The sequence below is a fragment of the Nocardioides sp. genome (genome assembly GCF_047607185.1).
Taxonomy (GTDB): Bacteria; Actinomycetota; Actinomycetes; order Propionibacteriales; family Nocardioidaceae; genus Nocardioides.
On record NZ_JASGDQ010000013.1, the window covers coordinates 16,671 to 33,390 of the forward strand.

Here is a 16,720-nt window from a genome sequence, read left to right on the forward strand (position 1 = left end):
GCCGAGCCTCTACGGTGACCGCGTGAGATTCCGCGCTGCCCCCCGTCTGGTCGTCCTCGGCCTGGTGGCCGCGCTGTTCATGCCCGCGCACGACGCCGCGGCCGCCGCCTGCGGGCGTGCCACCGGCTGCACCAAGTTCGAGCTGATCCATGCCGGCTCGACGTACGGCTGGTATCCCGCCAGGCTGCGCTACGAGTTCCGCACCGAGGACGGCGACAGCGTCCCCGGCGTGTTCAGCCTCGCCGGGCAGACGGAGCGCTGGGTCGTCGGCGCCGTCGGCCACGGCACCCAGGAGATCCACTCGCTGACCGGCGACGTCGTCAACGACTGGAACCAGAGCTTCAAGAAGGGCCGTTGGGAGACCCGCTTCCGCAGTCTGGCCACCCGGGACAAGTCCGATGTCGATCCGACGGACTTCTCGGTCAAGCTGGAGCTCGTCCCGGACGGTACGCCGGCAGGGCGCTGCGCCCCCGAGTCCATCACCCTGGCCGCCTACAACCCGGCCCAGCCCGGCGTCGCGACGATCGGCGTGACGACGCCCGGCCGAGTGCTCTCCGACACCATCAGCCCGAGGGGCCCGATCAGCGATGTCGACAACTGGGTGGGCGACCAGAGCATCGCCACCTCCGCCTGGCGGGTCTGGGCCGTCGAGGTCACCAAGAAGAGCATCTCGTTCTTCGTCGACGGCAAGATCGTCCGCAAGCAGCCCCGCGACGGCCTGCTCGCCGGCCGCAGGCTGCACCTGCGGCTCTCGCTGATCGGCACCCCGGGCGCGGCGATGGCTGAGACCTGGACCCAGCAGGACTGGGTCCGCTACTGGCCGATGAAGCGGACCACCAAGGCCAAGGCCAAGGTCCGCCAGTTGGCCAACGCCCAGCCGCTGGCCAGCGTCGGCACCGCCCCGGTCAATCCCGGCTGCTGACCGCTCAGAGCGCGTCGGAGGAGAATCGCGCCATGGCCAGCTCGCCGAGCCACTTCGTCCGCCAGCTCGACGGGCAGGTGCGCGGACGCGGCCAGACCGAGATCCTCGCCGAGCTGCGCCGGGCCATCACCGGCGGCGCGGTCGTGCCGGGCTCGGTCATCTCCATCGACGAGGTCGCCCAGTTCTTCGAGGTGAGTCCGATCCCGGTGCGGGAGTCGCTCAAGACCCTGGTCGGCGAGGGTCTGGTGACCCATCGCCGCCGGGGCGGGTACGCCGTCGCGCAGCTGAGCCTGACCGAGCTCGAGGAGCTCTACGTCGTCTGCCGGGCGCTCGAGCTCGCCGCGCTGCCCCAGTCGGTCGCGATGGCCACCTCGGCGGACGACCAGCGGCTGCTGGCGACCTACGACGCGTCGGCGGTCGCCTTGGCGCGGGGCGACTTGGAGGCCTATCAGCGAGCGTCGAAGGACTTCCACTTCGCGCTCGTGGACCCGTCGGGGATGCACCGCTTGAGCAATGTGCTGGACACCATCTGGAACCTCGCCGAGACCGGCCAGCCCATGCAGCACAACGACGCCGACGGCCGGGTGCGGTTCCAGCGCGACCACCGCGAGCTCATGGACGCCTTCCTGGAGCGCGACATCGACCGGCTGGTCGCCGACATGGAGGACCACTACCGCAGCCTCTTCTCGGTCATCGGCACGCTGGCACGGGTCGAGCACCTCTTCGGCTGAGCCGGTATTTCGGAGGCCGTCACTAGTAGCCTCCTTGCGCTTCGCGCTCAAAGAAGCGGAGATACGTCGGCCATGACATACCAAGCCGATATCCCGATAGGATCAGTTCTCAGGTCGGCGGTGTAGATCCTCGGCCGTCCCCCACCGACGACCGAGGAAGCCTGTGTCCGATCGCCGAAGCCCCCTGCGCCCGCGTCTTCTCGCGACCACCCTGATCGTCACCCTCCTGCTCGTTGCCGCCGGGGCGGGCTCTGCCTACGCCGTGCGCGTCGAGGACAACGTCTCGCCGAACACGACCAATTACGCTATGCAGGGCAGCAATGCCTACCACGCCTACGCGGCCGAGGGGGAGTGGCTCCACTTCTGGGGCAGCACCGGCTCCACGACGATCACCGCTCCCAACGGCACCGTCATCGGACCGGCCTCGGCCAGCAGCGCCACGATCTCCACGCCGATCCAGGTGACGGCGGCGACGGCAGGCGTGTGGGTCGTGCAGACCGGCGGCAGCACCAACAGCGAAAGCAGCACCGCCCAGACCTGGTCGTTCGCGGTGTACGACGGCGATCCGGGATTCACGGGCGGCACCAATCCTCGTAGCCAGACCGTGGCGACGGGGGTCAGCGAGATCTCCGGGCGGGTGTGGACGGAGGCCTACAACATCAGCCAGAGCGGCGGAACCAGCTACCTGAAGGAGCTCAGTTTCTGGCTGCTCAACGACAGCGGCTACCAGTACGCGCTGACCTTGAGCAACTACAACGGGGTCAACTCGACGGTCACCGCGACCTCCCTCGGTCTGCCGGTCGGACTGACGAGCGCGGGCGTGGCCACCGAAGACCAGTGCACGCCCTCCTACCAGTCGCTGGATGCGAACACCAACCCGACCGGCCCGCCAACGGTGCCCTGCGCCGCGCCCTACCGCGTCTTCTTCGAGGAGCCGAACACCGACCTCCCGGTGAGCGCCTCCGTGTGGGACTCGACCGCGTCGGCCACCGTCACCCAGGTGATCAAACCTGAGCCGGTCGACCCCGACACGCTGTCGGCCACGGACTTCACGTACACGCCGACCTCGGCGGTATCCGCAGCGGGCGTGTTCTCCTACGACCTCGGCGACAACTTCTTCGGCGGATACAGCCTGCAGCTCGACGTCAACAACGACGGCGACTACGACGACACCGTCGACCGCATCATCGAGCTCGGCGCCGCTGGCGAGCCGGTTGAGTACGAGTTCGACGGACTCGACGGCGAAGGCAACACGATCGCGCCGTGCACGCAACTGAGCGCCCGCGTCTACGTCGACCGGATCGGCGAGGTGCACGTGGTGCAGACCGACGTCGAGGCGCGCGCGATCGAGCTGATCCGCCAGAACGGCCCCTCCACGGACACCGACGTCATCTACTGGGACGACACCAACACCTCCTCTCGCAGCAACACGACGTCGGTCACCGATGGCACCGCGGGGGTGTCCAGCACGGGCGGTGTGCACGGATGGTCGTACGCGACCAACTCGTGGGGCAACAACAAGTACATCGACGACTGGACGTATGTCGAGGCCGACCGCGAAGCGGCCACCCTCGTCACCCCCGGGATGTGCCTGCAGGTCGCGAAGACCTCGTCCGCCGATGAAAACGACGCCTCCGCCTCGGTCGGCGACACCGTCGAGTACACCGTGACCGCGACGAACATCGGCGACGCCGACTTCACCGCGGACGACCCCGCGGTGCTCGTGGACGACCTGACGGGCGTGCTCGACGTCGCCGACTACAACGGCGACGCCCAGGCCGATTCCGCCGACGGCACGATCTCGTATTCGGAGCCGCGCCTGACGTGGACGGGCCCCTTGGCGGCGGGTAAGTCGGTCAAGCTGACCTACTCGGTGACGGTCACCGGCGTCGGAGACGACGGCGCGGGCCGCAACGTCGCCTTCGGGATCCCGCCAGGAGAGGATGCCGACGACGTCGACACGCCGACGTGCGACGAAGACGGCTACGACAGCGACACCAATCTGTATTGCGCGTCGACGTCGTTCTCGGTGCCGAGCCTGAGGATCGAGAAGCAGTCCGACGTGACGAGCCTGTCCGCCGACGGCACGACCGTGACGTACACCGTCACGGCCACCAACACGGGCTCGGGCGCGTACACGACCGCCTCGCCAGCGATCGTCGTCGACGATCTGAGCGGCGTGCTCGACGACGCAATCCTCGATGAGGGCTCGCTCACGGCCAGCACCGGCGATGCGCCGACCCTCGACGGTGAGCGTATCGTGTGGACGGGCGCCCTCGTGTCGGGTCAGTCGGTCGTGATCACGTACACCGTGACCTACGAGGAAGGGGCGGGCGACGCGGCGCTCGTCAACGTCGCCTTCGGCCCCACCGACGTCGACGAGGACACGCCGACGTGCGATCCGCGCACGGACGACGGCCTCGACGAGGCGACGGGTGTGCCGTGCGCCGTCACCTCGCTGTCCGCGTCGTCCCTGTCGGTCGTGAAGTCTGCTGATGTGGCTTCGGTGGATGCCGCCGGTGACGTGATCGCCTATACGTTCACGGTGACCAATACCGGCAACACCACGATCACCGACATCGCGATCGATGAGACCGCGTTCTCGGGTACGGGCGAGCTGTCCGACATCGAGTGCAATGAGACCACGTTGGTTCCGGATGGCGTTGCGACGTGTACGGCGACGTACGCGGTGACCCAGGCCGATGTCGATGCCGGTGAGGTCACGAACGCCGCGACCGCGACCGGCAGCGACCCCAGCGGTAACGACGTGACGTCGGATGAGTCCGAGTTCACCGTCGATGTCGCCCAGACGTCGTCCCTGTCGCTGGTCAAGTCTGCGGGTGTGGCGTCGGTCGATGACGCCGGTGACGTGATCGCCTATACGTTCACGGTGACCAATACCGGCAACACCACGATCACCGATATCGCGATCGTGGAGGGCGATTTCTCCGGGAGTGATGACCTGTCGGCGGTCACGTGTGAGGCCGCGTCGTTGGCTCCCCCCGCATCGACGACGTGCACGGCGAGCTACGAGGTGACTCAGGCCGACATCGACGCGGGTGCCGCCATCGTCAACACCGCGACCGCGACGGGCACTGCTCCCGGCGATGTCCCCATCACCTCGAATGAGGGCGAGGCCGAGGTCGCCGTTGTCCAGGATTCGTCTCTGTCGGTGGTGAAGTCTGCGAATGTGGCCGAGGTGTCGGCAGTCGGCGACATGATCACGTATTCGTTCGAGGTGACCAACACGGGCAACACCACGATCGCCGACGTGGCGATCGACGAGACCTCGTTCACCGGTTCGGGCACGTTGTCGGAGATCGCGTGTGACCCTACGACGTTGCTGCCTGATACGTCGGTGACCTGTACGGCGACCTACACGGTGATGCAGGCCGACATCGACGCGGGTGCGATCACCAATGCCGCTACCGCGTCCGGTGTCGATCCGAGCGGCGACAAGATCGTCTCGGATGAGTCCGTGGCGGAGATCGCGGCGGCGCAGACCAACAGCCTGGCGATGAGCAAGACCCCCAGCGTCCAGAGCGTGGATGAGGCTGGTGATGTGATCACGTATACGTTCACGGTGACCAACACCGGCAATACCACTGTCTCGGATCTCGCGATCGACGAGTCCGAGTTCTCCGGCACGGACACGCTGTCGGACATCGCGTGCGATGAGACCGAGTTGGCCCCGGGCTCTTCCACCGACTGCACGGCGAACTACACGGTGACGCAGGCTGATATCGATGCCGGCACCGCGATCACCAACACCGCGGTGGCTTCCGGTCTGAACCCGAGCGGCGGTGAGGTCGCCTCCGCGGAGGCTGACGCGACTGTGACGGTCGATCAGACGCCTGGCCTGGACATGGTGAAGACGGCGGATGTGTCTGAGGTGGATGCGGCGGGCGATGAGATCACCTATACGTTCACGGTGACCAACACCGGCAACACCACAATCACTGGTGTGGAGGTTGACGAGGGTGACTTCTCCGGGACCGGCACCTTGTCGGAACTTGAGTGTGAGCCGACTATCCCGGCCACGCTGGCGCCGACCGAGTCTGTCGAATGCACGGCCACCTATGAGGTGACCCAGGACGACATCGATGCTGGTGACGACATCACCAACTCCGCGACCGCGACCGGGACCGACCCCAACGATGACCCGGTCACCGCCCAAGATGGGGCAACGGTCGAGGTGGACCAGACCGCGTCGTTGTCGGTGGTGAAGTCTGCTGACGTGTCCACGGTGGATGCTGCCGCTGACACGATCACCTACACATTCACGGTGACCAACACCGGGAATGTGACGGTCACGGACATCGTGGTCGACGAGACCAGCTTCTCTGGCACCGGTGAGTTGTCGGCGATCGCCTGTGACCCGACCACTCTTGCCCCGAAGGCATCGGTGGACTGTACGGCGACCTATGAGGTGACCCAGGCCGACATCGATGCCGGGACGATCACCAACTCTGCGACCGCGACCGGGACCGACTCCAACGGTGACGAGGTGACCTCCGAGGAGTCCAACACAGCCACCGTCGAGGTGAGCCAGGAACCGTCACTGACTGTGGTGAAGTCCTCTGACGTGGACACCGTGGATGCTGCCGCTGACACGATCACCTACACATTCACGGTGACCAACACCGGGAACGTGACGGTCACGGACATCGCCATCAACGAGACCAGCTTCTCTGGCACCGGTGAGTTGTCGGCGATTAGCTGTGAGGCCACGACGTTGACGCCGAAGCAGACCACGGTCTGCACTGCGACGTACACGGTGGCTCAGGCCGATATCAACGCTGGTGAGATCAGCAACGCTGCGACTGCGACCGGTACCGCTCCCGGTGGTGAGGACGAGGACGGTGACGGGGTTCCCGATGGTGTCCCGGTCGAGTCGGATGCGTCCACCACCACGGTCGAGGCACTCCACGAGCCGTCGTTGTCGCTGGTCAAGACGGCTGACGTTGCAGCGGCGACCGAGGCTGGGGAGACGATCACCTACACGTTCACGGTGACCAACACCGGAAACGTGCCGATCACCGATATCGCGATCAGTGAAACCTCGTTCTCGGGCAGCGGTGAACTCTCGGAGATCAGCTGCGACGCCACCGAGTTGGCTCCGAGCGCGGTGGCGGTCTGCACGGCCACCTATGAGATGACCCAGGCCGACCTCGATGCCGGTGAGATCAGCAACGCTGCGACTGCGACCGGCACCGATGTGGACGAGCAGCCAGTGACCTCGAATGGTTCCGAGGCGACCGTGACTTCCGACCAGAACACCGATCTGGTGTTGGTCAAGTCTGCTGACCTGGCCGAGGTCACCGAGGTTGGCCAGAAGATCACCTACACGTTCACGGTGACCAATATCGGCAACGTGACGGTCAACGATCTGGAGATCGAGGAGACTGACTTCTCGGGCACCGGGAAGTTGTCGACGATCACCTGTGAGGCGACCACGTTGGCGCCGGGAGCGACGACGACCTGCACGGCCACCTACACGGTGACTCAGGCCGACCTCGATGCCGGTGAGATCACCAATGCGGCTGTTGCCACTGGGGTCTGCGGCTGCCTGGCTGGGAACGACCTCACCTCCACCGAGGACGAGGTTGCGGTCACGGCCACCCAGAGCCCGGGACTGTCGCTGGTGAAGACGGCTAGCGTTGCCGAGATCACCAAGGTCGGCCAGAAGATCACCTATATCTTCACAGTGACCAACACCGGCAACGTGACGATCGACGACATCGAGATCGACGAGGGTGCTTTCTCTGGCACCGGCAAGCTCTCCAAGATCCGTTGTCCGAAGGACACCCTGGCGGCTGGGGCTACGGTGGTCTGCAAGGCGACGTACACCGTCACCAAGGCCGACGTCGCTGCGGGAGCCATCACCAACACGGCTGTCGCCACCGGCGACGACCCGACGGGCGGCTCGGTGAAGTCCGACAGGTCCAAGGTGAAGGTCGCGACCGAGGTGTCCGGCAGCTCGGTGCAGACCGGTGGTGAGCGTGTCGACAACGCGACCGGTTGGCTGGTTGGTGGACTCGGCGGATTCGGATTCCTCCTCCTGTGCGCTGGATTCCTGATCTACCGCCGAGGGAACGGCACCAACACTGCCTGAGCAGGACCGATCGCGCCGATCAGGAGTCCGATTCGTGGGGCTCCTGATCGGCGTGATCGGCATCGGGTTGATCGGGGCTGCCATCTGGGTCGCGACTCGGACTCCTGAGGGCCTGGCGGACCTCAACGGCAACCTCGTCCAGTTGGACCCGGGCACTGTGCCGGACGCCGAGACGTTGAAGAAGATGGACGTTGTGGAGGACAACGGCCTCCGCTTCAAGGCACCCTCGGTTGGTCTCGACGTCCCGCTCGGCGAAATGAGCATGGTCGACTCGATCATCACTCCACCCGGGCTCACCTCGGTCTATTGGGTGCGCAATATCGGCGTCGGCCTCGACGCGGCCGCTGACGGCACGGTCTACGTCGCCACTCACTCGCTGCGCGACGGCGCGACCGGACCCGGCAATTATCTGATCGACATCGACGCCCGGCGCGCGGCCATCACCCGAGGGGCGCTGATCACCGTCGGAGACCTGCGTTACCGGGTCACCGGGTCGCGGGAGATCACCAAGACCGAACTGCCCAGGGCGCGCCAGGTCTGGGTCAACCGTCCTCGCCGACTGGTCGTGGTCACCTGTCTGCAACGCCCCGAAGGCGAACCGTCACTGCAGAACGTGGTCATCTTCGCCCGCCTCGTCGGTTAACCGACGATTGGGAGGAGGACCCCTTGACCCAAGGCGAGCACCTCTTCGACTGAGCCGGTATTTCGGAGGCGTAACAGGACCGGCGCGAGATATATCCCGACGCTCACGCCCCGGTGACGAGCCGTCACTAGCGTCCTTGTCCGTGATCAGCACGGACGTGGCACCGGTCGTCTTCGACGCGGTCGGCAAGGAGTTCCCCAACGGGGTGGTGGCCCTCACCGACCTCTCGCTGACCGTCCGGCCCGGCGAGTTCGTGAGCGTCGTCGGCCCCTCCGGCTGCGGCAAGAGCACGCTGCTCCAGCTCGCCGCCGGCCTCACCCATCCCACGAGCGGGTACGTCGAGGTGCCCGATGCCCTGCCGGGGGTGGTGTTCCAGGACGCGAACCTGCTGCCCTGGCGCTCGGTGCACCGCAACGTCGAGCTGGCCGACGCGCTGGCCGGTGTGCCGCGTGGCCGACGCCGGCAACGGGCCGAGGCGGCCATCGCGACCGTCGGCCTCGCCGACTTCGCCGACCAGCTCCCGGTACGGCTCTCCGGCGGCATGAGGATGCGGGTGGCGATCGCCCGCGCGCTGGTGACCGACCCGGGCCTGCTGCTCTTCGACGAGCCGTTCGGCGCCCTCGACGAGATCACCCGGCTCACCCTCCAAGACGAGCTGCAGCGCGTCGTGGCCGCCCGCAACGCGGCGGCGGTCTTCATCACCCACTCGGTCACCGAGGCGGTCTACCTCAGCACCCGAGTGATCGTGATGAGCGCCCGGCCGGGCCGGATCGTCGCCGACATCGAGGTCGACGCACCACGGCCGCGCGACCACAGCTTCCGCTACACACCGGCATTCGCCGAGCTCTCCGCCCGGGTCTCGCGGGCGCTGGCCGAGGGACAGCAGGCATGACCACCATGGAACAACGCGGCGAGGTCGGCGTGCCGACGCCCGGGACCGTCCGCTACCAGGCCAGGCCGGTCGGCTCGACCTCCTCCCTCGCCGGTGGCCTGATCGGCCGGGTCGGCCCCTTCGTCATCGCGCTGTGCCTGGGCGTCGTGGTCTGGCAGCTGGTCAGCCTGCGGATGGGCGATCGCAGCTTCCTGCTCCCCTCGCCGCTGAGCGTGCTCACCGACTCGCTGCTCAAGCCCGATCACCTCGACCGGCTGCTCGGCGCGCTCTGGCTGACCACCAGGGTGGCGCTCCTCGGCCTGGCGATCTCGGCCGCCGTCGGGATCCTGGTCGCGATCGTGATGAGCCAGTCACGCTTCCTGGAGAGCATGATCTACCCCTACGCCGTACTGCTGCAGACCATCCCGGTGCTGGCGCTGGTCCCGCTGATGGGTCTCTGGTTCGGCTTCGGGACCACCAGCCGCACCGTCATCGTGGTCATCTTCGCGCTCTTCCCGATGATCTCGAACACCCTCTTCGGGCTGCAGTCGGTCGAGAAGGGGATGCACGACTTCTTCACGATCCGGCGCGCCACCCGATGGCAGCGGCTGCGACTGCTGATGCTGCCGGCCGCCCTCCCCGCCATCTTCGTCGGCCTGCGCACCTCCAGCGGCCTGGCGGTGATCGGCGCCGTCGTCGGCGACATGTTCTTCGCCCAGGGCGCCCCCGGCATCGGCACCCTGGTCACGCTCTACACCTCGCGGCTGCAGTCCGCGGACCTCTACGCCGCCATCATCCTCGCCTCGCTGCTGGGCATCGCCGTCTTCGGGGCGTTCACCACCCTCGCCCGCCTCGCGGTCGGGAAGTGGCACCCCTCGCACCGCCCTCGCGAGTGAGCCCCTCCCCGCCACACCACTCACCGCCCGATCCCCCAGTCCTTGGTCAGTCCTGCCCCGAAGGAGCACCCGATGACGAGCTTCCACGTGCCCACCGTCGACATCTCCGCCTATGTCACCGGCGAGCCGCCCGAGCACCGCGGCCAGGTGGCCGAGGCCCTGGACCAGGCCTGCCGCACGGTCGGCTTCATGCAGATCGTCGGGCACGGCGTACCCGAGGAGACCATCGCCGCTCTCGCCACCGCATTGGACGACTTCTTCGCGCTGCCGCTGGCCGAGAAGAAGCGGTACCGGCCGGAGGTGGACACCAACCGCGGCTACTCGCCGCCGCGCAGCGAGTCGCTCAGCCTGTCGCTGGGGATCGAGGCCGCCAACCGGATGAACGACTTCTTCGAGGCGTTCAACGTGGGCGAGGAGTACGCCGCCGAGACCGTCGCCCGGCATCCGGCCGGCAGCTACCCGGCGAACCTGTGGCCCGAGGTGCCCGGCTTCCGGGCGCGGGTCGGCGCCTACTATGCGGAGGCCCGCCGGGTCGCCGAGACGCTGTGCCGGGTCTTCGAGGACGCGCTCAGCCTGCCGTCGGGCTTCTTCGCGGAGCGGGCGCTCGACCCGATGAGTATGCTCCGGCTGAACAACTACGCCCTGCCCGAGAGCGAGGTCTCCCTCGACGGCGAGCTGCGCGGCATGGGCGAGCACACCGACTTCGACATCGTGACGGTGCTGTGGGCCGACCGGGTCGCGGGCCTGCAGGTGCTGGGCTCCGACGGTGGCTGGCACGACGTCCAGCCCGACCCGGGGGCGCTCCTGGTCAACCTCGGCGACACCCTGTCTCGCTGGACCAACGAGAGGTGGATGTCGACGCTGCACCGGGTCAACCCGCCGGTGGTGGAGGGCCGGATCCAGCGGCGCCGCTCGGCGGCGTTCTTCTTCGAGGGCTCCTACGACACCGTGATCGAGGCGCTGCCGAGCTGCCTGGCCCCCGGCGAGACGCCGCTCTACGAGCCGATCTCGATCGGTGAGCACATCGCGATCAAGCTCGCCGGCTCCCGCGGCGGCCAGGTCAACACCCGGGCCGGCAGTGAGCGCGACCGCGTCCTCGCTGCCGGCGGCGAGGACCGCTGAGGTGCGGGTCCTGCTGCTCCACGGCGCGTGGGCCGGTCCCTGGGTCTGGGACGGCCTCCGCTCGGCCTGGGCAGGTCGTCGCGGCATCACGGCCGTCGACCTGCGCACCTCGCCGCGTGACACCGACGCGGACCTGGTCGACCGGATCCTCGCCGCGCTCGACGCCGAGGACACCGCGGCGATCCTGGTCGCGCACTCGGGCGCCGCCGCACTGGCGATGACCGCCGCACACCGCCGGCCCGAGACCGTGCGCGGCCTGGTCTCGCTGGCCGGGATCGTGCTGCCGGCGGGCGCCGACCTGGCGGCGGCCTGTGCCGAGATCGGCCTGGACCTCACCGTCGGCATCGGCCGCTACCTGGAGCCGAGCCCAGGCGGTACGACGGTGCCACCCGAGGCAGCCGCAGCGGTCTTCTTCCACGACCTCGACGCCGAGCAGGCGGTGAGCGCCTCGCGCCGGCTGGTCCCACAGGCGGCCGCCGCGCTCAGCCACGTCGCCGACTGGAGCGCTGGCACCGTCGGGACGCTCCCCCACCTCTACGTCGAGGCGACCCTGGACCGGTCGCTCCCGCTCGAGCTGCAGCGCCATCTGGCGGCCCGGGTCGGCGTCACCGATGTGGCGACGCTGGCCTGTGGCCACGCCGTACCGGTCGCCCGGCCACGCCAGGTCCGCCAGCTCGTCTCCCGATTCGTCACCGTCATCACCCAGGAGAGAAGTCGATGCATGACAGCGTGATCGTCAACACCAGTGTGGTCTATGTCGACCACGAGACCGAGCTTCCCGGCGGCTGGGTGGCCATCACCGGCGACCGGGTGGCCGCTCTGGGCGCTGCCGGTGAGCCGGTGCCGCCGGCGCAGCGGGTGATCGACGCCGGCGGACGGGTCCTCACCCCGGGGCTGGTCAACACCCACCACCACATCTTCCAGAACCTCACCCGCAGCTACGCCCCGGCGGTCAACGGCAGCCTGTTCGACTGGCTGACCACGCTCTACCCGATCTGGTCCCGCCTGGACGAGGAGGCGACGTACTGGGCCACCTGGGTCGGCATGGCCGAGCTGCTGCTGGGCGGCTGCACCACCACGACCGATCACTTCTACGTGCACCCCCGGCCCGGCCTGGTCGACGCCCAGCTCAAGGCGGCGGGCGATGTCGGGATGCGCTTCCTGGCGACCCGGGGCTCGATGAGCAAGTCCGAGAAGGACGGCTTCCTGCCACCCGACTCCGTGGTCCAGGACTTCGACACCATCATGGCCGACTCCGAGCGGCTGATCGAGGCCTACCACGACCCCAGCCCCGGCGCGATGACCCGGGTCGCGCTCGCGCCCTGCTCGCCGTTCACCGTCGACGAGAGGCTGATGGTCGCCACCGCGGAGCTCGCCGAGCGGCACGACGTACGCCTGCACACCCACCTCGCCGAGGACGTCGACGAGGCCGCCTTCTGCCAGGAGGTCTACGGCCGCTCGCCGGTCGAGCACTTCGAGCACGTCGGCTGGGCCGGCCCGCGGACCTGGGTCGCCCACTTCGCCTTCCCGACCGCTGCCGAGGCGGCCCGGCTCGCCGCTGCCGGCGTCGGCGCCTCGCACTGTCCGAGCTCGAACATGCTGATCTGCCACGGCACCGCCGACGTGATGGGGCTGCGAGAGCTGGGCATGGCAGTCGGGCTGGGCTGCGACGGCTCGGCCTCCACCGACCACGCCTCGCTGTGGTTGGAGGCGCGCAACGCGCTGCTGCTGGCCAGATTCCGCGGCGGGCCGCAGGCGATGACGGCACGCGACGCCCTCGACGTCGCCACCCGCGGCTCGGCCACCTGCCTGGGCTGGGCCGACGAGACCGGCCACCTCCGGGTCGGCGCCCTCGCCGACCTGGTGGTCTGGGAGATGTCGCCGTTCGCGCTGGCCGGCACCGGGTCCGACCCGATCGAGGCGCTGCTGCGCTGCGGTCCCGCGACGGCCTGGACCACCGTCGTCTCCGGACGCCTCCTCGTCGACGAGGGCCGACTGACCCTCCCGGGTGCCGACACCGCCCTGGCCGAGCACCGGCGCATCTCCCGCTCCCTGCAAGACCTCACCTAAGTGACACCGAAAGGAACGTTCGCGTTGAAGAAGACACATTCGATCGTCGCGCTGGCCGCAGCCGGCACTCTGGCCCTGGCCGGCTGCGGCGGCTCCTCCTCCGACACCGAGGAGACCTCGAGCGCAGCTGCACCGGCCTCCGCCACCGACCTCAGCGGGGTCTGCCCCGCGACCGTGACCGTCCAGCTGGACTGGGAGCCCGAGGCCGACTACGCCGGCATCTTCGCGATGCTGGGCTCGGACTACAAGGTGGATGCCGACGCCAAGCGGGTCACCGGCTCGCTCGTCGACGGCGAGGGCAACGACACCGGGGTCGACCTGCAGATCCGCTCCGGCGGCGCCGCCATCGGCTTCCAGAGCGTCTCCTCGCAGATGTACGTCGACAAGGACATCCTGCTCGGCACCGTCTCCACCGACCAGGCGATCGCGGCAGCGGCCAGCCAGCCGGTCGTTCAGGTGGCCGCCACGCAGCGCTTCAGCCCCTACGTCCTCTACTGGGACCCGGAGACCTACCCCGACGTCCACACCATCGCCGACCTGGCGGCCGCCGACGTGCCGATCCTGGTGGCGAAGTCGACGGCGTTCCCCGACTGGCTGGTCGGCCAGGGCATCATCGACCGGAGCGAGCTCGACACCAGCTACGACGGCACCAACGCCCGCTTCGTCAGCGATCCGAGCATCGCCGTCGAGGGCTACGCCACCAATACGCCGTACCTCCTGGAGAAGGAGACGCCGGCGTGGGGCAAGCAGGTCTCCTACCAGCTGCTCAAGGACGTCGGCTACGAGATGTACCCCTCCGCGCTCTCGGTCCGCGCCGAGGACGTCGAGGCGCAGGCCGACTGCCTGAGCGCGCTCATCCCCGTCTACCAGTCGGCGCTGAAGGCCTATATGGCCGACCCGACGACCTACAACACGGCGATCGTGGCCATCGTCGACGACTACCAGAGCTCCTGGGTCTACTCCCAGGGCGTGGCCGACTACGCGGCCGAGCAGTTCAAGGACGAGGAGCTGGTCTCCAACGAGACCGACGGCACGCTGGGCAGCTTCGACATGGCCCGGCAGCAGCGCAATATCGACAGCTTCGCGTCGGTGCTGGCCGACTCGGGGGCCGACGTGCCCGACGGCCTCACCGCCGACGACATCGCCACCACCAAGTTCGTCGACCCGAGCATCGCACTCGACTGAGCCGCTGACCCTCCCACCTCCCGCCCCTTCAGTGACTGGAGGGGCGGGAGGTACGGCGGTAGAGCAGGTCGGTGATCTCGCGGCCCTCGGCCAGGCCGCGCCGCTCGAACTTGGTGAGCGGCCGGTCCTCCCAGCGCTCGACGGCGCCGCCGGTCAGGGCGGGCTCGGCGTCGAGCACCTCGCGGATGTGCTCGGCATAGTCGGCCCAGTCGGTCGCCAGCCGCCAGCCGCCGCCGGGCACCAGCCGGGAGGAGGCGACCCCGACGAACGGCTGGTTGATCAGCCGCCGCTTGTGGTGTCGCGCCTTGTGCCACGGGTCCGGGAAGAGCGTCCAGAGCTCGGTGATCGTCGCCGGCGCGAACAACTCGGTGAGCGACCAGGCGGCGTCGACGGTGCACAGCCGGGCGTTCGTCGCGCCGACCGCCTCCAGTCGTCCCAGCGTGTCGGCGACCCCGGGGAGCCAGACCTCGAAGGCGAGCACGTTGACCTCCGGGTGGGCGGCGGCGTACGACGCGGTGGTCTCCCCCACCCCGGAGCCGATCTCGACGTAGAGCGGCGCCTCGCGGCCGAACCAGGAAGCGATGTCGAACCGACCGGATACGTCCTCGGGCCCGAAGACCCACCCGGCGGCCAGCCGGTCCCAGGCGTCGGCCTGCCGGGCGGTGAACCGGCTGCCGCGCCGGGAGTAGGACAGCACCTCCCGCAGCGGCCGGCCGTCGTCGGTGAGCCTGACCTGGGGCCGCGACTCCGGCGACCTGCCCGCGACCTGACGGGAGCGGGAGCGGGCGAGCTTGCCGGACCTGTCCTCGGGCATGGGCGCAAGTCTGACATCCCCGCGCGAGTCGGCAGAAGTGCTGGCCCCAGGACCGCCGAGTCGGCAGAAGTGCTGGCCCCAGGAGCGCCGAGTCGGCAGAAGTGCCGGCCCCAGGACCGCCGAGTCGGCAGAAGTGCTGGCGCGTGGGTCGGCTGCGTGGCAGCTTGGTCTTGCGGGGATCGCCGAGTCGGCACAACCGCCTGGACTCGCTTCGCTCGCAGCGGTTGTGCCGACTCGGCTCCTATCAGATTCCGAGGACCGTCTGATTCAACGACAAGGCCCCCTTGAAAGCCTTCCGGCTTTCAAGGGGGCCTTGTCGTTGAATCAGACGGTCACTTCGTGATCTTCGTGACCCGGCCGGCGCCGACGGTGCGGCCACCCTCACGGATCGCGAAACGAAGGCCCTCGTCCATGGCGATGGGCTGGATGAGCTCGACCGACATCTCGGTGTTGTCACCCGGCATGACCATCTCGGTGCCCTCGGGGAGGGTCACCACGCCGGTCACGTCCGTCGTACGGAAGTAGAACTGCGGACGGTAGTTGTTGAAGAACGGCGTGTGACGGCCGCCCTCCTCCTTCGAGAGGATGTAGACCGAGGCCTCGAAGTTGGTGTGCGGGGTGGTGGTGCCCGGCTTGATCACGACCATGCCGCGCTCCACGTCCTCGCGCTTCGTGCCGCGCAGCAGCAGACCGACGTTCTCGCCGGCCTGGCCCTCGTCGAGGAGCTTGCGGAACATCTCGACACCGGTGACGGTGGTCTTCTGCGAGGTCTCGCGGATGCCGACGATCTCGACCTCCTCGCCGACCTTGACGATGCCGCGCTCGATACGGCCGGTGATGACGGTGCCACGACCGGTGATCGTGAAGACGTCCTCGACGGGCATCAGGAACGGCTTCTCGGTGTCACGCTCGGGGGTCGGGATGTAGTCGTCCACGGCCTGCATGAGCTCGAGGACCGACTTGCCCCACTTCTCGTCGCCGTTGAGCGCCGGGAAGGCGGCCACGCGCACGACCGGGATGTCGTCGCCGGGGAACTCGTACTCGTTGAGGAGCTCGCGCACCTCCATCTCGACGAGCTCGATGAGCTCCTCGTCGTCGACCATGTCGCACTTGTTGAGCGCCACGACCAGGGCCGGTACGCCGACCTGGCGGGCGAGCAGCACGTGCTCGCGGGTCTGCGGCATCGGGCCGTCGGTGGCGGCGACCACGAGGATTGCGCCGTCCATCTGGGCGGCACCGGTGATCATGTTCTTGATGTAGTCCGCGTGACCGGGGCAGTCGACGTGCGCGTAGTGGCGCGCCTCGGTCTGGTACTCGACGTGCGCGATCGAGATGGTGATGCCGCGCTGAC

The 16,720-nt window shown here is 68.4% G+C and carries 12 protein-coding genes; 10 read left to right on the top strand and 2 right to left on the bottom strand.

Annotation, left to right across the window (positions count from 1 at the left end):
• The first annotated feature begins 22 nt into the window (after window positions 1-22).
• The 10 genes from QM595_RS01730 (at window position 23) to QM595_RS01775 (ending at window position 14,555) form a co-directional block, all read left to right on the top strand.
• Window positions 23-922, top strand: coding sequence for a hypothetical protein (locus tag QM595_RS01730; RefSeq protein WP_415169792.1), 900 nt, complete (start codon window positions 23-25; stop codon window positions 920-922).
• Between the two features lie 32 nt (window positions 923-954).
• Window positions 955-1,653 (top strand): GntR family transcriptional regulator, encoded by a 699-nt coding sequence (locus tag QM595_RS01735; RefSeq protein WP_415169793.1) that lies wholly within the window; start codon window positions 955-957, stop codon window positions 1,651-1,653.
• 163 nt (window positions 1,654-1,816) lie between these two features.
• Window positions 1,817-7,768: a hypothetical protein gene (locus QM595_RS01740; RefSeq protein ID WP_415169794.1), complete on the top strand. Its 5,952-nt coding sequence runs from the start codon at window positions 1,817-1,819 to the stop codon at window positions 7,766-7,768.
• Between the two features lie 34 nt (window positions 7,769-7,802).
• Window positions 7,803-8,411 carry a class F sortase gene (locus QM595_RS01745; RefSeq protein ID WP_415169795.1) on the top strand — a complete coding sequence of 203 codons (609 nt, stop codon included), beginning with the start codon at window positions 7,803-7,805 and terminating at the stop codon, window positions 8,409-8,411.
• 142 nt (window positions 8,412-8,553) lie between these two features.
• Window positions 8,554-9,303 (top strand): ABC transporter ATP-binding protein, encoded by a 750-nt coding sequence (locus QM595_RS01750; protein WP_415169796.1) that lies wholly within the window; start codon window positions 8,554-8,556, stop codon window positions 9,301-9,303.
• The gene (locus QM595_RS01755; protein WP_415169797.1) at window positions 9,300-10,178 is read left to right on the top strand and encodes an ABC transporter permease; all 879 of its coding nucleotides are present in this window, start codon (window positions 9,300-9,302) and stop codon (window positions 10,176-10,178) included. Before QM595_RS01750 ends, QM595_RS01755 begins: the two co-directional genes overlap by 4 nt.
• A 72-nt stretch (window positions 10,179-10,250) precedes the next feature.
• Window positions 10,251-11,300 (top strand): isopenicillin N synthase family dioxygenase, encoded by a 1,050-nt coding sequence (locus QM595_RS01760; protein ID WP_415169798.1) that lies wholly within the window; start codon window positions 10,251-10,253, stop codon window positions 11,298-11,300.
• Between the two features lies 1 nt (window position 11,301).
• Window positions 11,302-12,033 (top strand): alpha/beta fold hydrolase, encoded by a 732-nt coding sequence (locus QM595_RS01765; RefSeq protein ID WP_415169799.1) that lies wholly within the window; start codon window positions 11,302-11,304, stop codon window positions 12,031-12,033.
• Window positions 12,018-13,370: an 8-oxoguanine deaminase gene (locus QM595_RS01770; RefSeq protein WP_415169800.1), complete on the top strand. Its 1,353-nt coding sequence runs from the start codon at window positions 12,018-12,020 to the stop codon at window positions 13,368-13,370. The genes QM595_RS01765 and QM595_RS01770 overlap by 16 nt, the downstream gene beginning before the upstream one ends.
• Before the next feature lie 24 nt (window positions 13,371-13,394).
• Complete coding sequence (locus QM595_RS01775) at window positions 13,395-14,555, top strand: hypothetical protein (protein WP_415169801.1); 1,161 nt, start codon at window positions 13,395-13,397, stop codon at window positions 14,553-14,555.
• 28 nt (window positions 14,556-14,583) lie between these two features.
• Here the strand turns inward: QM595_RS01775 and trmB are convergent, their stop codons facing one another.
• Together trmB and tuf are read right to left on the bottom strand one after the other, a co-directional pair.
• Window positions 14,584-15,369 (bottom strand): tRNA (guanine(46)-N(7))-methyltransferase TrmB, encoded by a 786-nt coding sequence (gene trmB, locus QM595_RS01780; protein WP_415169802.1) that lies wholly within the window; start codon window positions 15,367-15,369, stop codon window positions 14,584-14,586.
• Between the two features lie 332 nt (window positions 15,370-15,701).
• Window positions 15,702-16,720, bottom strand: a 1,019-nt coding sequence (gene tuf / locus QM595_RS01785; RefSeq protein ID WP_415169803.1) for an elongation factor Tu, incomplete at its 5' end; no start/stop codon positions are given.

Bases quoted from the DNA above. Each gene is read 5' to 3' on its own strand.
- QM595_RS01735 (WP_415169793.1), top strand. From the start codon at position 955: ATGGCCAGCTCGCCGAGCCACTTCGTCCGCCAGCTCGACGGGCAGGTG.
- QM595_RS01755 (WP_415169797.1), top strand. From the start codon at position 9,300: ATGACCACCATGGAACAACGCGGCGAGGTCGGCGTGCCGACGCCCGGG.
- QM595_RS01760 (WP_415169798.1), top strand. From the start codon at position 10,251: ATGACGAGCTTCCACGTGCCCACCGTCGACATCTCCGCCTATGTCACC.
- QM595_RS01770 (WP_415169800.1), top strand. From the start codon at position 12,018: ATGCATGACAGCGTGATCGTCAACACCAGTGTGGTCTATGTCGACCAC.
- trmB (WP_415169802.1), bottom strand. From the start codon at position 15,369: ATGCCCGAGGACAGGTCCGGCAAGCTCGCCCGCTCCCGCTCCCGTCAG.